This window comes from Amycolatopsis orientalis, assembly GCF_000943515.2.
GTDB classification, from domain to species: Bacteria; Actinomycetota; Actinomycetes; order Mycobacteriales; family Pseudonocardiaceae; genus Amycolatopsis; species Amycolatopsis orientalis.
On the sequence record NZ_CP016174.1, the window covers coordinates 6,680,939 to 6,694,202 of the forward strand.

Here is a 13,264-nt window from a genome sequence, read left to right on the forward strand (position 1 = left end):
GGAATCATCGGATCTATTTGCCGCAGACCTGGTCATAAGCCAGTCATCCACCGGTCAGCCCGCTGACTCATCGGATCACTAGCGGACGACGATCGCGATCAACGCGGCGGCGAGCAGACCGAGATACGCGATCGCGTGCACCCGGTCCGGGATGCGGCCGACCATCCGGCGGATCACGGCGATCGTCGGCAGCGAACCGCACAACAGCGCGCCCGCGGCCACCAGATCGACGTAGCCGAGGTGGGTGGCACCGGACGTCGTTCCCGTCGCCGCGAAGGCGTAGACGGCGGTACCGATCACCGCCACCGGCAGGCTCAAGGGGTTCGCCAGCGCGGCCGCGTCGGCCATCGGCAGCCCCTTGCGCCGCAGCAGGGGCACGGTGAGCACGCTGCCCCCGACGCCGAGAAAACTCGCCACGGCACCGATCCCGGCTCCGCCGGCGGTGGTGGTGAGCCCGCCGAGCGGCCGGGGTCGCGTGTCCTCCCGCCTGCTGACGAACCCTTTCCGGACCACGCTGTCGGCGATGGTCAGCGCGAGGTAGGCGACGAACAGCCAGCGCAGGACGCTTTCGTCGGCCGCGGTGGCGGCGAAAGAGCCGAGCACGGCGCCCAGACCGATGAAGGCGATGAGCGGCCACAGGTAGTCGCGGCGAAGCCGTCCGGAGCGCAGCTGCCCGAGGGTGGCGCTCCCGGCGTTGACCACCATCACCGCGGTCGAGGTGGCGACCGCGACGTGCATCGCGCCGAGAGCCTGGCCCGGTTCGGCGAGCGCGAAGGCGTAGACGACCGGGACGGTGATGAAGCCGCCGCCGAATCCGAAAAGGACGGTGGTGACGCCGCTCAGGCAACCGAACCCGAGGAGCACCGAGATCTCGATCAGCACTCCTTCGACGGTAGGCGCCTTCGACGCGGCGGGCATTCGAAAGGACGTCACTTTCTTTCGCGCATCGGACAAGCCGGGGTAGCCTCGGTGACGTGCGCGACATCCCCATCGACCAGGTCGACCACCTCGACCGCGCGGTGGTCGCGATCCGCACCGATTACCCGCCGGGGCACCGGATTCCCCGGCACCGGCACCGGCGGGCGCAGTTCCTCTACAGCGCCACAGGGTCGATGCGGGTCGAGACGGCCGACGGCACGTGGACCATCCCGACCCGGCGCGCGGTGCTCGTCCCGCCGGAGACCCCTCACCAGGTCGTCACGACGAACGTGAGCACCAGGAGCCTGTACATCGAGCCGAAGGCGGTGCCGTGGTTCCCGCGGCGCTGCCAGGTCGTCGAGGTCTCCGCGCTGTTGCGGGAATTGCTGCACGAGGCCGTCGAGGTACCGGCGTTGTACGCCCCGCGCGGGCGGGACGCCGCGATCATCGGCCTGGTCCTGCACGAGATCCGGCGTTCCGCTCCGGTCCGGCTCGACCTCCCGTTGCCGGGCCACGAAGGACTGCGCGCCCTCTGCGAGTCCTTTTTGGACGATCCGGACATCCACGATCCGATGGGCACCTGGGCAGACCGGCTGCATGTGAGCGAGCGGACGGTGAACCGGCTCTTCACCGCCGAGACGGGGCTGAGTTTCGCTCGCTGGCGCCAACGGGCCTGCGTTCTGCATTCCCTCTCGCTGCTGTCGGAAGGCCGTCCGATCGCCGGGATCGCCGCCTCGCTCGGTTACGAGAGCCCGGCGGCGTTCTCCACCATGTTCACCCGGCTTCTCGGCACCTCGCCGAGGGATTATCGCGCGGCGACCGCGCGCTGAACGCCGTTCAGCTCCCCAGCCATCGGTCGAACCAGCCGAGGTTCTGGTTCATCGCCGCCGCCCGATGCCGCGGCTGATGGAAGACATGCGTCTCGTCGCCGAAGACCACGAACTCGGCGGGCACGTTCTTCCCCTTCACGAACTGGTGGATGCTCAACGTGAGCGAACCGGCGGCGGGTCCGGCCTGTTGCAGCACCGGGCCGTTGACGCGGTCCGCGGTCTGGCCGGAGCCGGGGATCAGCGACGGGCTACCGCCCTCACCGGCGGACGCGGCCTTGAACACCGTCGAGCGCGCGATCGCCTCCTCACTCACGAACGCGCCCCGGCTGTAGCCCATGATCCCGACCCTGCCCTGGTCGGCGAACCCACCGTCCACTTCGGACTTGACCGCGGCCTCCATGGCCGCCACGGCGTCCCGCGGATCCTGGGACGACCGCGACTCGTTGACCAGCAGGACGACGTATCCCTTGGCGGCGAACACCTGCGACGGGTATTGCCATTCGTTCTCCTCAGCCATGAACCGCTCGGTGGCGTCGTAGCCATGGGTGATCACGACGGCCGGGCACCGGTTCCCGCCGCCGCAACCGTCGGGGACGAGGCGGTAGCCCGTGGCCCGATGTCCGGACGGCAGGGTCCACTCCGCGGCACGCGGCCGGGTCAATCGGACACCGGCGGCCCAGGCGTTCGGGTCGTGACCTTCGCGCACCGTCCCGTTCGCCGCGTCCACGACGACGAGCCGGGGCGGCGTGGCGGCGTCCTCCCGGACACAGAGACCCTGACGCCGGGCCGCGTCGAACGAGCAGCCCGACAACGTACCCGCGGCCGGGGTGGCGGGCGCCAGGATTCCCGACCGGGGCGCCGAGTAGAGGGATTCGCGCCGCTCGTCGCTCGCCATGGCGAACACCCGGTCCCCCGCCGCCGACCACCACGCGCTGCCCGACGACGACATCCGCGTGCCGGCGGGAAGCGCCGCGACCGGCTCCGGTGCCCCGCCGCCGACGGGAACCGCCAGCAGCTTGTCGTCCTTCGACGCGAGGATCGAACGCCCGTCCGGTGACCACGCGGACGGGAACGGACGCGCTCCCGCGGTGTCCACAATGGTCACCCGGCCGGTGGCCGCGTCCAGGATCCTCGCCGTGTCGAGGTTGTCGGTGGGCCGCTGGCTCTCCCGGGTCACGAACGCGAGCCGGGACCCGTCGGGCGACCATGCCATGCCCGGTTTGCCGGGAACGGCGAGCGGGCCCATCACGAAGTCGTCGATGTGCCGCTGGTGCCCCGTCGCCGTGTCCAGGAGCCACAGCCCGTTCCGGGTCAGGTCGTACTCCCCCGTCTCCAGAGTCCGGAGATCCATCGTCCGCTCGTCGAAGACGACTCCGTCGGCCGTCGGCCTGCCGCCGGGCCGCGGCGTGGTGAACGCCAGCCGCCGACCGTCCGGTGACCATTCGAACGCGAGGATCTTCGCCGGATGCGGCGGCACGTTGGCCAGCCGGAAGGCCTCGTGCTTGCCGCCGATCAGCACGGCCGGCCCGGCGAAGTCGAGTGGTTTCCCCGGTTTCCCGCCGCGAACCGGCACCTGCCAGATCTCGTCGGCACCGTCCCGCGGCGCGAGATAGGCCAGGGAGGTCCCTTCCGGCGACCAGCGCAGGTTCGTGATCCGGCCGGTGGTCCCGGTCACCGTCGCGACCGTCCTGACCTCCGCCGGTTTCGCCAGTGACAGCACGAGAATCCGGCTGGTGACGGTGTTGTCCGCGACCGAGGGCTCGGTGACGACGGCCGCGCCGAACCGCCCGTCCGGCGACGTCCTCACTTCACTGATCCGGCGCGTCTGCACCACGTCGGTCACCCCGATGTCGGGTGCCGCCGCCATGCCGGGCGCCGAGCCCGCCACCACGAACGTCGTCGCCATGGCCACGGCCATCGCGATCCCGCCCAGTTCTTTCCTCATCGCCGTTCCCCTTCGACCGGTGGAAGATCACTGCGGCGTCAGGCTAGGAACGGCGTCGCTGCACGCACATCGTCCGGCGGGACGGGACTGAGTCGACTTCAGGTGGAGGGCGGTTCGTCCCCCAGGGCGGACTGGCCGTCAGCCACGCTGTGCGCGTGCGGCCCCGCCGCAATAGACACCGAAAGCGGCGACCCCGACGGCCACCACGAGGAGCAGCACCGTGCCGAACGGCTGAGCGGCGAGGGTGCGCAGAGCGGCGTCGAGACCGCCGGAGCGGGACGGGTCGTGCGTCAGCGCCGCGTAGCCGAGGAGCACCGCGACCACACCGAACACGACACCCCTTGCCACATAACCGATCCGCCCGAGCCGTTCGACCCAGCGCTGGGTGCCCGAAGGCAACGACGAGAGGTCGAGGTCCCGCAGGAAGGTTCGCCGCACCCCTTTCACCACGGAAGCCACGGCGACGCCGAAGACGATGACGGCCACCGCGATCACCAGGAACTGACCGGCCGGCAAGGCGAGGAGCCGCGCGGTGAACTCCTGCTGTTTCTGGTCGCCGCCCTGCTCCGCCGACCCCGCGGCCAGCCGGGCCGCGTACAGGCCGAGCGTGATCCCCACCACACACCGCGCCCCCGAGGTCACGCGCTTGACGATGCGGGTCCTTCGTTTGTCGATCCAGGTGTACCCGACGGCGGCCATGAGCGCCTGCCACAGGCCGTACGCCACCAACCCGGCCGCGAGCACCCACAACAGCGCGCCGCCCAGCGGCGTCGAGCCGACTTCGGCGATCGCGCCGCGCCCATCGGCCTCCTGACCGCCACCGTCGAGGGCGATCCGCGCGGCCAGGTACCCGATGAGCAGGTACACCAGCCCATAACAACCCATCCCGATCCGTCCGAGCACCTGGACAGCGGTGCTGCGGCGAACCTGTCTCGCCTTCGTCCCGGACATCCGGCCCACCTCCACCATCGGCATCCTCCGAGTGTCGCGGGCGGCGACCGGGTCCGCCGTGCGACTGCGCCATCCGGCCCAACGCCCCGCCGTCTCGTGAGTGGTGATGACGGTTCTAACCGTCATCACCACTCACGAGCCGGCGGCGATGTCGAATCGTGCCGAGTCCGTTCGTAGTCAGGGTGAGAGACCACGACGGGGCTTCGCGGCGACGGGAAGCCCCGAGACGACAAGGAGCGTGCACGCCATGGCCGAAGACAACGTCACCGCCACCCTGACCATCGCCGCCCCCGTCACCAGGGTGTTCGCGGTACTGGCGGATCCGACGACCCACTCCGCGATCGACGGCACCGGCTGGGTCCAGGAAGCCACCGACCCGGCACCCCTCACGGCGGTGGGGCAGCTCTTCCGGATGGACATGTATCACCCCGCCCACTCGGACGGCCACTACCGCGTGGTCAATCAGGTCGTGGTGTTCGACGCGCCGCGCGCCATCGGCTGGCGGACCGGGACGGAGAAGGCCGACGGCCGCCTGGAGCTGGGCGACTGGATCTGGCGTTACGATCTGGCGCCGTCCGGCCCGGCCGGTACCGAGGTCACGCTCACCTACGACTGGTCGGCCGTGCCGCCGTCGGTCCGCGAACGCATCCAGTTCCCGCCGTTCGGCCCCGACCACCTCGTCAACTCGCTGCACCACCTGGCCGGACTCGCCGAGGCGGCGACCACGGGTCAGGGTTCGAGGTCGGTCACGCCCTTGCCGGTGGCGATGTCCAACGGCACCGACACCTGATCGTGCGCGATCAGCCAGTTTCCGTCGATCTTCCGGAAACAGAACGTCGCCCGGACCCACATCCCGTCCACCGCCACGCCGTCCTTCGTCGTACCGCTGAGCCGTCCGAAGCAGTGTCCGAACGCGACCCTTTCGTCCACCGTCAGCGTCAGGTCACGGACCTCGTAACCCACGTCCTGGAAGAAGGTGAACACGTTCGCCCAGTTCTTCAGCTTCGCGTCGATGCCGACGTGCTGCAACGGCGGATCGATGTCGAACGACACGACGTCGTCCGCATAGAGCCGCCGAAGCGCGTCCAGATCCTTCGCCTTGATCCCTTCGACGATTTTCCCGATGTGCCGCCTGAGCTCGGCTTCGTCTGCTTCCCGCATCATCGATTCCTTTTCCCGGTTCAAGCGACGGCGACCGGCGAACCGGCTCGCAACGGCGCGAAAGCGGTGCTCCAGGCGACGACCTGGTCCAGCATCTTGTCCAGAGAGGTGACGTTGTACTCGCCCGGCCGGAAGACCGTGAAATCCTCGAACTCGGTCACCAGCGACAAGGTCACCTGCGGTGTCACGTCCGCCATCTCCAGCGCCCCGCACATCAACCGCAGCTGCTCGACGGCGCGGGCACCACCGGCACCGCCGTACGACACGAACCCGATCGCCTTGTCGCGCCACTCCGCGTGCAGGAAGTCGATCGCGTTCTTCAACGCGCCCGGCGCCGAATGGTTGTACTCGGGCGTGACCACCACGAACCCGTCGAACGACGCGATCGTCGCCGCCCACTCCCGGGTATGCGCGTTCTTGTACTCACCCGGCAGTTCGTCCAGATGCGGCAACGGGTGGTCGAGCAGGTCGATCACCTCGAACTCCGCGTCCTCGCGCAGTCCCGCCCGCTCCCCGACCCACCGGGCCACCTGCTCTCCCCGGCGACCCGGACGGGTGCTGCCGAGGATGATTCCGATCCTGATCATCGGTCTCCTTCGTTCGTGGCGTTCGCTTCCTGGCACTACGACGACACGACCCCGGAAAACGTCAGGCTCCGGCCCGCCCTGACAATTCGACGCGGTGTTCCGTCGGACAGGGCGGAGACACCGAACCGACGGGAGCACCATGACCGACGCGATCCTGGGCGAGCGCCGCCACCTGATCAATCTCGCCTACCGGCTGCTGGGCTCCCTGGCCGAAGCCGAGGACGCCGTCCAGGAGGCCTACGCCCGCTGGTACGCGCTGCCGCGGCCGGACGAGATCGCCTCCCCCGGAGCCTGGCTCACCACCGTCACCAGCCGTATCTGCCTGGACCAGCTCGGCTCGGCACGCGCCCGTCGCGAACGCTACGTCGGCGAATGGATCCCCGAGCCGCTGCCCGACCACGGCGCCGCCGATCCGGCCGACCACGTCACCCTGGACGAGTCGGTCAGCATGGCGTTCCTCGTCACGCTCGAAGCGATGACCCCGGCCCAGCGCGTCGCGCTCATCCTGCACGACGTCTTCCACTACTCGTTCGCCGAAATCGCGGAGATCACCGGCCGCACACCGGCCGCGTGCCGCGAGCTGGCCTCCTCCGCCCGCCGCCGTATCCGTGACGGCAAGCCGTCCACGACACCGGCCGTGCGCCAGGCCGACCTGGTCCGCGACTTCAAACAGGCATGGGAGGCCCAGGACATCACCGCCCTCGTCGGCCTCCTCGACCCCACCGCGATCTTCACCGCGGACGGCGGCGGCCGGGTCACCACCGCGCTCGACCCCATCCAGGGCGGCGAACAGATCGCCCGGTTCATCATCGCCGTCGCCACCAAGACCCCCGGCGACTTCACGCTCCTGGAGCGGACGGTGAACGGCCAGCCGGGTCTGCAGATCCAGCTCGACGGCGTCACGACGTCGGTCTACGCGTTCGAGATCACGGACGACCGGATCAGCCGTATCTGGGCCGTCCGCAATCCCGAGAAACTCCGGTCATGGGCTGATCGTTGAGGATCGCCGGGAAGAGCGACCCGGTCAGTTCTCCTCGGCGGCGAGCTGACCGCAGGCCGCCGCGATCTCCTGGCCCCGGGTGTCCCGCACCGTGCACGCCACCCCACCGGCGTTGACCAGGCGCACGAACTCCCGCTCCACCGGCTTCGGCGACGCGTCCCACTTCGAACCCGGAGTCGGGTTCAACGGGATCACGTTCACATGCACCAACTGCCCCAGATGCTTGCGCAGCCGCTTCGCCAACAGCTCGGCCCGCCACGGCTGATCGTTGATGTCCCGGATCAACGCGTACTCGATCGACACCCGCCGACCCGACGTGTCCGCGTAATACCGGGCCGCCGAAAGAACCTCGTCCACCGACCAGCGCTCGTTCACCGGCACCAGCGTGTCGCGCAGCTCGTCGTCCGGCGTATGCAGCGAAACCGCCAGGCGGACCTGCATCTTCTCGTCCGCCAGCTTCCGGATGGCGGGCGCGAGGCCCACGGTCGACACCGTCACCGAACGCTGGCCGATCCCCAGGCCGTCGGGCGAGGGATCCGTGATCCGCCGGACCGCCGCCACCACGCGCTTGTAGTTCGCCAGCGGCTCGCCCATGCCCATGAAGACGATGTTCGACAGCCGCCCCGGGCCGCCGGTCATCTCGCCGTCACGCATCACCGCGGCGGCCGAGCGGACCTGGTCGACGATCTCCGCGGTCGAGAGGTTCCGGTCGAGGCCGCCCTGTCCGGTCGCGCAGAACGGGCACGCCATGCCGCAGCCCGCCTGGCTCGAGATGCACAGGGTCGCGCGGTCGGGGTAGCGCATCAGCACGCTCTCCAGCAGCGTCCCGTCGTGCGCGCGCCACAGGGTCTTGCGGGTGGTGCCGTCGTCGCAGGCGAGTGCCTTGATCTCGGTGAGCAGCGTCGGCATCAGACCGCCGACGAGCTTCTCCCGCGACGCCGCCGGGATGTCGGTCATCTCGTCGGGGTTCACCGAAAGCCGCGAGAAGTAGTGGTTCGACAGCTGCTTGGCGCGGAACGGCTTCTCACCCAGCTCGGCGACGGCCTCGGCCCGCTCGGCGGCGGTGAGATCGGCGAGGTGGCGCGGCGGGAGGCCGCGCTTGGGCGCGTCGAAGACGAGAGGGAGGGCAGTCATAGCCCACTCAGTGTCCCATGTCCACCTCCGACGCGCCCGGGCCGCCCTCCGGCGCTGTTTCCCAGGTCACGTGACCTGTGCACGTCCCAGGCCGTGCGGATCGCATACGAGAAGACGTCAGGCCGTCATGTCCGGTCCGAGACTGGGTCAGGTCGCGCCACGGAGCGTGACGACCGTCCGCGCCGTCACGGTCCCCGTCGCCCGGGCCCGTGGCGGCGAGGCGGGAGTCCTGGAAACGATGGGGTTGCCATGGGATCCGAAGATGCCAGGTCGCGGCTCGAAACCTCCGTGCTCGTGACCGGTTCACCGGCGCTCACCGCACCGCTGGCGGAAGCCCTCGCCGCCGGCGGATACGCGGATGTCGAGATCGTTCCGTTCTTTTGCGATCTGTCCGAAGTGGACACCGGAACCACCGTCGTGGTCGCGGCTTTCGACCACCCCGCCTACGCCGAGCTGACCGCGTTGGACGCCTTGTGCGCCGGGAGCGGAGTGCGCTGGCTGCCGTTGCGCCGGGAACGCGGCCGGATGATCGCCGGACCCGCGATCACGCCGGGCAACGGGATCGACTTCGCCGACGTCATCGCCCGCCGTCGCTCCGCGGCCCCGGATCCCGGCGTGGCCGACGCGGTCCTTTCCGCGCCCGCGAACGGAACAGCGCTGAAGCCCGGCGACGCCCGCTGGGTGCTGGCGAATCTCGCCGTCCACCTCGAACGCTGGCTCTCCGGCGGGCGAACCGCGATCGCGGGCGGCGAGATCGAACTGAACCTGGTGGACCTCACCGAGCTCCGCCGTCCGATCCTCCCCGTGCCGGATCGCGTCCGGCCCGCCCCCGCCGTGACCGACGCCGAACTGCTGGTCGACGACCGGACCGGGATCGTGACCGGCGTCAGCGAGATCGCGCCGACGCCGGGGATGCCCGCCCGGCTGCGCGTCTGCGCCGTCGAGGTCGCGGACATGCGGCGCGTCACGAACTGGCCCAACGACCGCCAGGCCATCGGCACCTCCTGGCACGACTTCGGCCTCGCCCGGCAATCGGCCATCGGCGAAGCGGTGGAGCGCTACTGCGGCAGCTGGCTCGCCCCGGAACGCGAAGTGCGCTTCGGCAGCTACGAGCAGCTCACCCGCTACGGCGTCCCAGCACTGGACCCTCGACGGCTGAACCTCTACTCGGCCGGGCAATACCGGTCTCCCGGATTCCCGTTCACGCCGCTGACGCCGGACACCGACTGCTCGTGGGTCGAGGGCTTTTCCCACACCACCAAGGAATCCGTCTGGGTGCCGGCGTTCCTGATCTCGAACGAACGGCAAGCGGGGGAAGGCCGTTTCGCCGATCCGCTGCTCGCGGGTCTCGCCGCCGGAACCTCCGAAGAACACGCCGTCACGTCCGGCCTCGAAGAAGTCCTCGAACGCGACACCACCATGCTCTGGTGGGCGAACACACCCCGTCTCGCGCGGCTTCCGATCCCGGACGAGATCCGGTCGCTCATCGCCGACACCGTGGTTGGCTACGAGATCACGCTCATCCACCTCGACAACGAATTCGACGTCCCGGTGGTCGCGGCGGCGGTCCTCGACCGGGTCACGCGCCGGCTGTCCCTCGGTTTCGCCACCCGGCCGGACGCCCTCGAAGCCGCGAAGAAGGCGCTCGCCGAAGGGTTCACGCTGCAGCACACCTGCCGCACCCTCGACAACGAAACCGCACTGTCCGCCCTGCGCCGGGATCTGCCGCGTCCCGGCGAACTCAAGCCGTATCGGGCGGACCGGCGTTACCTCGACTCCTACCGTGACGACTTCGGCGATGTCACGGACCTCCTTTGCCAGCAACAGATCTACCTCGATCCCCGGGCCGCGAAGCGGGTGGCGCCGTGGGTCCGCGATCTGCCGGACGGCTGCTGGGACGCTCTCCCCTCCCTCGGCGAGCGGCGGCAGAAGGCCTATCAGGACCGGGTCGAGGCGCGCGGGTTCGAGGTGATCAGCGTCGACCTGACCACCTGCGACGTCGCGGCCGCCGGATTCCACGCGGCGCACACCCTGGTGCCGGGGCTCGTGTCGAACTTCCCCGCCGGATTTCCGTTGTGGGGCAACGGAAGGATCACCGACGCCGCCGTGGCGCTCGGCTGGCGCGACACTCCGCTCGACGAAGGGGACCTCAACGTCTTCCCGCTTCCACACGCCTGAGACTCGGCGCCGGAGTGCGGTTCGGCGACCACGGTAGGTGATGACGCCGAAGGCGAGGCTCCGCTGTGTCATGAGGCCGGGGTTGTCGTACGACCGTTTACGATATATCGTGAACATGTCGGAACATTACGTAGAGAGGATCCACATCATGCGAGGACGACGACCTTTTCCTCCAGAACACGCCCGCCCCGCCTTCGGCCCCTGGGCTCGCGGCGGCTTCGGCGAATTCCCCCCGCCTCCGGGCTGGGGACCGGGCGGACCCGGCCACCGGCATCGGCACGGCCGTCGCGGTGGGCCCGGTGGCCGTCGCGGCAAGCGCGGTGACGTCCGCGCGGCGATCCTCGCGCTGCTCTCCGAGCAGCCGAGGCACGGTTACGAGATCATCCGCGAGATCGGCGAGCGCAGCGGCGGCTTCTGGAAGCCGAGCCCCGGCTCGGTCTACCCGACCCTGCAGCTGCTGGCCGACGAAGGCCTGGTGATCAGCAAGGACGAGAGCGGCAAGAAGCTGTTCGAACTCACCGAATCCGGCCGCGCCGCGGCCGAGCAGCAGGACGCCGTTCCGCCGTGGGAGCAGATCGCCCACGACGTCGACCCGGTCGAGGTGAACCTGCGCAAGGCGGGGGCGACCCTGGCCGCCGCGGTCATGCAGGTCATGCACGCCGGCAGCGAGGCCCAGCAATCCCGCGCCGTCGAGGTGCTCAACGAGGCACGCCGGACGATCTACGGCATCCTCGGCGAGGCCGACGACGACACCGCTCCGGGCGGGCCGTCCGCCGAGGACGCGGAGTGACCTGGCACGACGAGGCCGGTGGGCTTGGTGCGCGTATGCACGCGATAGCCCACCGGCAGCGTCACCCGCTGTTCCCCGTCGCCTGACGAAATCTCGTTGAGACGCCGGACCTCCGCGATCGCCTTCGCCGCGACCGGGGCGCTGAACTCGATCTTCAGCACCGCTTCCATCGCGGCGGCGTTCTCGAACAGCCACCGCGTCATCACCTTGCGGCAGCCGAATCCCTGACGGGCGAAGAACTTCTCGACGCCGGGCGGGTCGTAGTGCGGCAGATCCTGTCGCATCCAGGTCCCGTAGGGCTCACTCGCCACATCGAGATCGACGATCATCAAGGTCCCGCCGGGCCGCAGCACCCGCTCCGCCTCACGCAGGCCGGGCTCGCAGCCGGGGCCGAAGAAGTACGCGGTCCGCGCGTGGACGACGTCGAAAGCCGCGTCCGGCACCGGAAGCCGCTGCGCACGGCCTTGCCGCACCTCGACGTTCGGCAGTTCCCCGACGCGATGCCGGGCGTCACGGACGAGCGGCTCGTGGGGCTCGACGCCGAGGACCGACCGTGCCGTCGCGGCGAACCGCGGCAGATGGAAACCGTCGCCGCAGCCGATGTCGAGCACGTCCGCGCCGGACCAGTCACGATGCTCGGCGAGGACCCGCCAGATCTCGTCGTCGACGTCCTGCGCGCGGTTCTCGACCTCATAGGCCTTTTGGTAGTACCAGATGTTCGGGCTCGGCAGCACTTCGTCGCCGCCGCGGCGGAAGGAGGAGACGGATCGGGGAAACCAGCGCACGGAAACTCCAACGAGGGGACGCCGGGCCGGGTTCCAGGTCATCCGGGTCTAAATCTTTAACGGAAACAATGCGGATAGCGACTAGACTTTACTCCCACCGGTAAGGGAGAACCGCATGTCGCTTGGCTCGGCCGCTCACACTTCCGTCATCCCTTCAGGAATCCCGTGCTGGATCGAGCTGGCCTGCAGAGACGAAGTGGCCGCACAAGCCTTCTACAGCGGGCTTTTCGACTGGGAGTACACCGTCCAGCGTGATCCGGCGACCCCGACCGGACGATACTCGATCGCCACGCTGAACGGCGTGCCGGTCAGTGGCCTGTACCGTTCGGGCACGGGCGGGCCGTCCGGCTGGAGCGTCCACATCTCGGTGCCGCAGGCGGCCGCGGCCGCCGAATGGGTCGACAGTCTCGGCGGCCGGGTCACCCTCGGACCGGTGGCGATTCCCCAGCGCGGCAACATCGTCCACGCCATCGACGCCTGCGGCGCGCACGTCGTGTTCTGGGAACCACCGGCCACGTGGGAGTTCGCGACCGGGGTGCCCAACTCCTTCAGCGGCGCGGATCTCAACACCCACGACGGCGCGGCGGCGGATCACTTCTACTGCCGCCTCTTCAACTACACCAGCCACCAGATCGGCGACGGCACCTCGCTCGACTACGCCGAATGGCTCATCGAGCACGAACCGGTGCTGTACCGGTACGTGATGGGCACGGAATACCGCCCGGACACTCCGCCGCACTGGATGGTCTATTTCGCCCTGGATCCGGCTCGCGGCGCCGACGCCGCGGCGGGACAGGCCTTGATGCTCGGCGGCACCGTCGTCGTCCAGCCCTACGACACCCCGTACGGCCGCATGGCGATCCTCGCCGATCCGGACGGTTCGGTGTTCGCCGTGATCGACCACTCCCGGGCCATCGAAGGCTGGGGCAGGGCCGAAGTCGACGATCCTTACGACGACTGAGCCGGGGCGACCGTCCGTCGCCCC

13 protein-coding genes are annotated in these 13,264 nt (G+C 69.7%); 6 read left to right on the forward strand and 7 right to left on the reverse strand.

All coding sequences use genetic code 11. From position 1 onward, the window contains the following. Positions 1 to 78: 78 nt before the first annotated feature. The gene (locus tag SD37_RS28850) at positions 79 to 882 is read right to left on the reverse strand and encodes a sulfite exporter TauE/SafE family protein (protein ID WP_044850951.1); all 804 of its coding nucleotides are present in this window, start codon (positions 880 to 882) and stop codon (positions 79 to 81) included. A gap of 92 nt (positions 883 to 974) precedes the next feature. Here SD37_RS28850 and SD37_RS28855 point away from each other — a divergent pair, with 92 nt between their 5' ends. Next, positions 975 to 1,748 (forward strand): AraC family transcriptional regulator, encoded by a 774-nt coding sequence (locus SD37_RS28855; RefSeq protein WP_044850871.1) that lies wholly within the window; start codon positions 975 to 977, stop codon positions 1,746 to 1,748. A 7-nt stretch (positions 1,749 to 1,755) separates the two neighbouring features. Here SD37_RS28855 and SD37_RS28860 read toward each other — a convergent pair whose 3' ends face one another. Together SD37_RS28860 and SD37_RS28865 are read right to left on the reverse strand one after the other, a co-directional pair. Next, positions 1,756 to 3,693, reverse strand: a complete 1,938-nt coding sequence (locus SD37_RS28860) for a dienelactone hydrolase family protein (RefSeq protein ID WP_044850872.1) — start codon at positions 3,691 to 3,693, stop codon at positions 1,756 to 1,758. 138 nt (positions 3,694 to 3,831) lie between these two features. Then, positions 3,832 to 4,644, reverse strand: coding sequence for a DUF1206 domain-containing protein (locus tag SD37_RS28865; RefSeq protein ID WP_044850952.1), 813 nt, complete (start codon positions 4,642 to 4,644; stop codon positions 3,832 to 3,834). Positions 4,645 to 4,891: 247 nt separating this feature from the next. On the opposite strand from SD37_RS28865, the gene SD37_RS28870 reads away from it, so the two are divergent. Continuing rightward, positions 4,892 to 5,434, forward strand: coding sequence for an SRPBCC family protein (locus SD37_RS28870; RefSeq protein ID WP_174567862.1), 543 nt, complete (start codon positions 4,892 to 4,894; stop codon positions 5,432 to 5,434). On the opposite strand, the gene SD37_RS42840 is transcribed toward SD37_RS28870, so the two are convergent. Both SD37_RS42840 and SD37_RS42845 read right to left on the reverse strand, forming a co-directional pair. Continuing rightward, positions 5,374 to 5,805, reverse strand: a complete 432-nt coding sequence (locus tag SD37_RS42840) for a YybH family protein (protein ID WP_145926763.1) — start codon at positions 5,803 to 5,805, stop codon at positions 5,374 to 5,376. The genes SD37_RS28870 and SD37_RS42840 overlap by 61 nt on opposite strands. Before the next feature lie 20 nt (positions 5,806 to 5,825). Further along, entirely contained in the window at positions 5,826 to 6,392 is a 567-nt protein-coding gene (locus SD37_RS42845) for an NADPH-dependent FMN reductase (protein WP_044850875.1), read from the reverse strand. A 139-nt stretch (positions 6,393 to 6,531) separates the two neighbouring features. Here SD37_RS42845 and sigJ point away from each other — a divergent pair, with 139 nt between their 5' ends. Beyond that, entirely contained in the window at positions 6,532 to 7,392 is an 861-nt protein-coding gene (gene sigJ / locus SD37_RS28885) for an RNA polymerase sigma factor SigJ (RefSeq protein ID WP_044850876.1), read from the forward strand. Between the two features lie 24 nt (positions 7,393 to 7,416). Here sigJ and rlmN read toward each other — a convergent pair whose 3' ends face one another. After that, complete coding sequence (rlmN, locus tag SD37_RS28890; protein WP_044850877.1) at positions 7,417 to 8,526, reverse strand: dual-specificity RNA methyltransferase RlmN; 1,110 nt, start codon at positions 8,524 to 8,526, stop codon at positions 7,417 to 7,419. 249 nt (positions 8,527 to 8,775) lie between these two features. On the opposite strand from rlmN, the gene SD37_RS28895 reads away from it, so the two are divergent. Then, the gene (locus tag SD37_RS28895) at positions 8,776 to 10,704 is read left to right on the forward strand and encodes a YcaO-like family protein (RefSeq protein ID WP_065913006.1); all 1,929 of its coding nucleotides are present in this window, start codon (positions 8,776 to 8,778) and stop codon (positions 10,702 to 10,704) included. 148 nt (positions 10,705 to 10,852) lie between these two features. Beyond that, entirely contained in the window at positions 10,853 to 11,494 is a 642-nt protein-coding gene (locus SD37_RS28900; protein WP_145926764.1) for a PadR family transcriptional regulator, read from the forward strand. Here SD37_RS28900 and SD37_RS28905 read toward each other — a convergent pair. Then, positions 11,425 to 12,279 carry a class I SAM-dependent methyltransferase gene (locus SD37_RS28905; protein ID WP_044850878.1) on the reverse strand — a complete coding sequence of 285 codons (855 nt, stop codon included), beginning with the start codon at positions 12,277 to 12,279 and terminating at the stop codon, positions 11,425 to 11,427. The two genes, SD37_RS28900 and SD37_RS28905, sit on opposite strands and share 70 nt — an antisense overlap. 115 nt (positions 12,280 to 12,394) lie before the next feature. Between SD37_RS28905 and SD37_RS28910 the strand changes: the two genes are divergently transcribed. Then, entirely contained in the window at positions 12,395 to 13,240 is an 846-nt protein-coding gene (locus SD37_RS28910; RefSeq protein WP_044850879.1) for a VOC family protein, read from the forward strand. Positions 13,241 to 13,264: the final 24 nt, after the last annotated feature.

Coding starts and splice junctions, on each gene's coding strand:
- SD37_RS28860 (WP_044850872.1), bottom strand. CDS start 3,693: ATGAGGAAAGAACTGGGCGGGATCGCGATGGCCGTGGCCATGGCGACG.
- SD37_RS28865 (WP_044850952.1), bottom strand. CDS start 4,644: ATGTCCGGGACGAAGGCGAGACAGGTTCGCCGCAGCACCGCTGTCCAG.
- SD37_RS28870 (WP_174567862.1), top strand. CDS start 4,892: ATGGCCGAAGACAACGTCACCGCCACCCTGACCATCGCCGCCCCCGTC.
- SD37_RS42840 (WP_145926763.1), bottom strand. CDS start 5,805: ATGCGGGAAGCAGACGAAGCCGAGCTCAGGCGGCACATCGGGAAAATC.
- SD37_RS42845 (WP_044850875.1), bottom strand. CDS start 6,392: ATGATCAGGATCGGAATCATCCTCGGCAGCACCCGTCCGGGTCGCCGG.
- sigJ (WP_044850876.1), top strand. CDS start 6,532: ATGACCGACGCGATCCTGGGCGAGCGCCGCCACCTGATCAATCTCGCC.
- rlmN (WP_044850877.1), bottom strand. CDS start 8,526: ATGACTGCCCTCCCTCTCGTCTTCGACGCGCCCAAGCGCGGCCTCCCG.
- SD37_RS28895 (WP_065913006.1), top strand. CDS start 8,776: ATGGGATCCGAAGATGCCAGGTCGCGGCTCGAAACCTCCGTGCTCGTG.
- SD37_RS28900 (WP_145926764.1), top strand. CDS start 10,853: ATGCGAGGACGACGACCTTTTCCTCCAGAACACGCCCGCCCCGCCTTC.
- SD37_RS28910 (WP_044850879.1), top strand. CDS start 12,395: ATGTCGCTTGGCTCGGCCGCTCACACTTCCGTCATCCCTTCAGGAATC.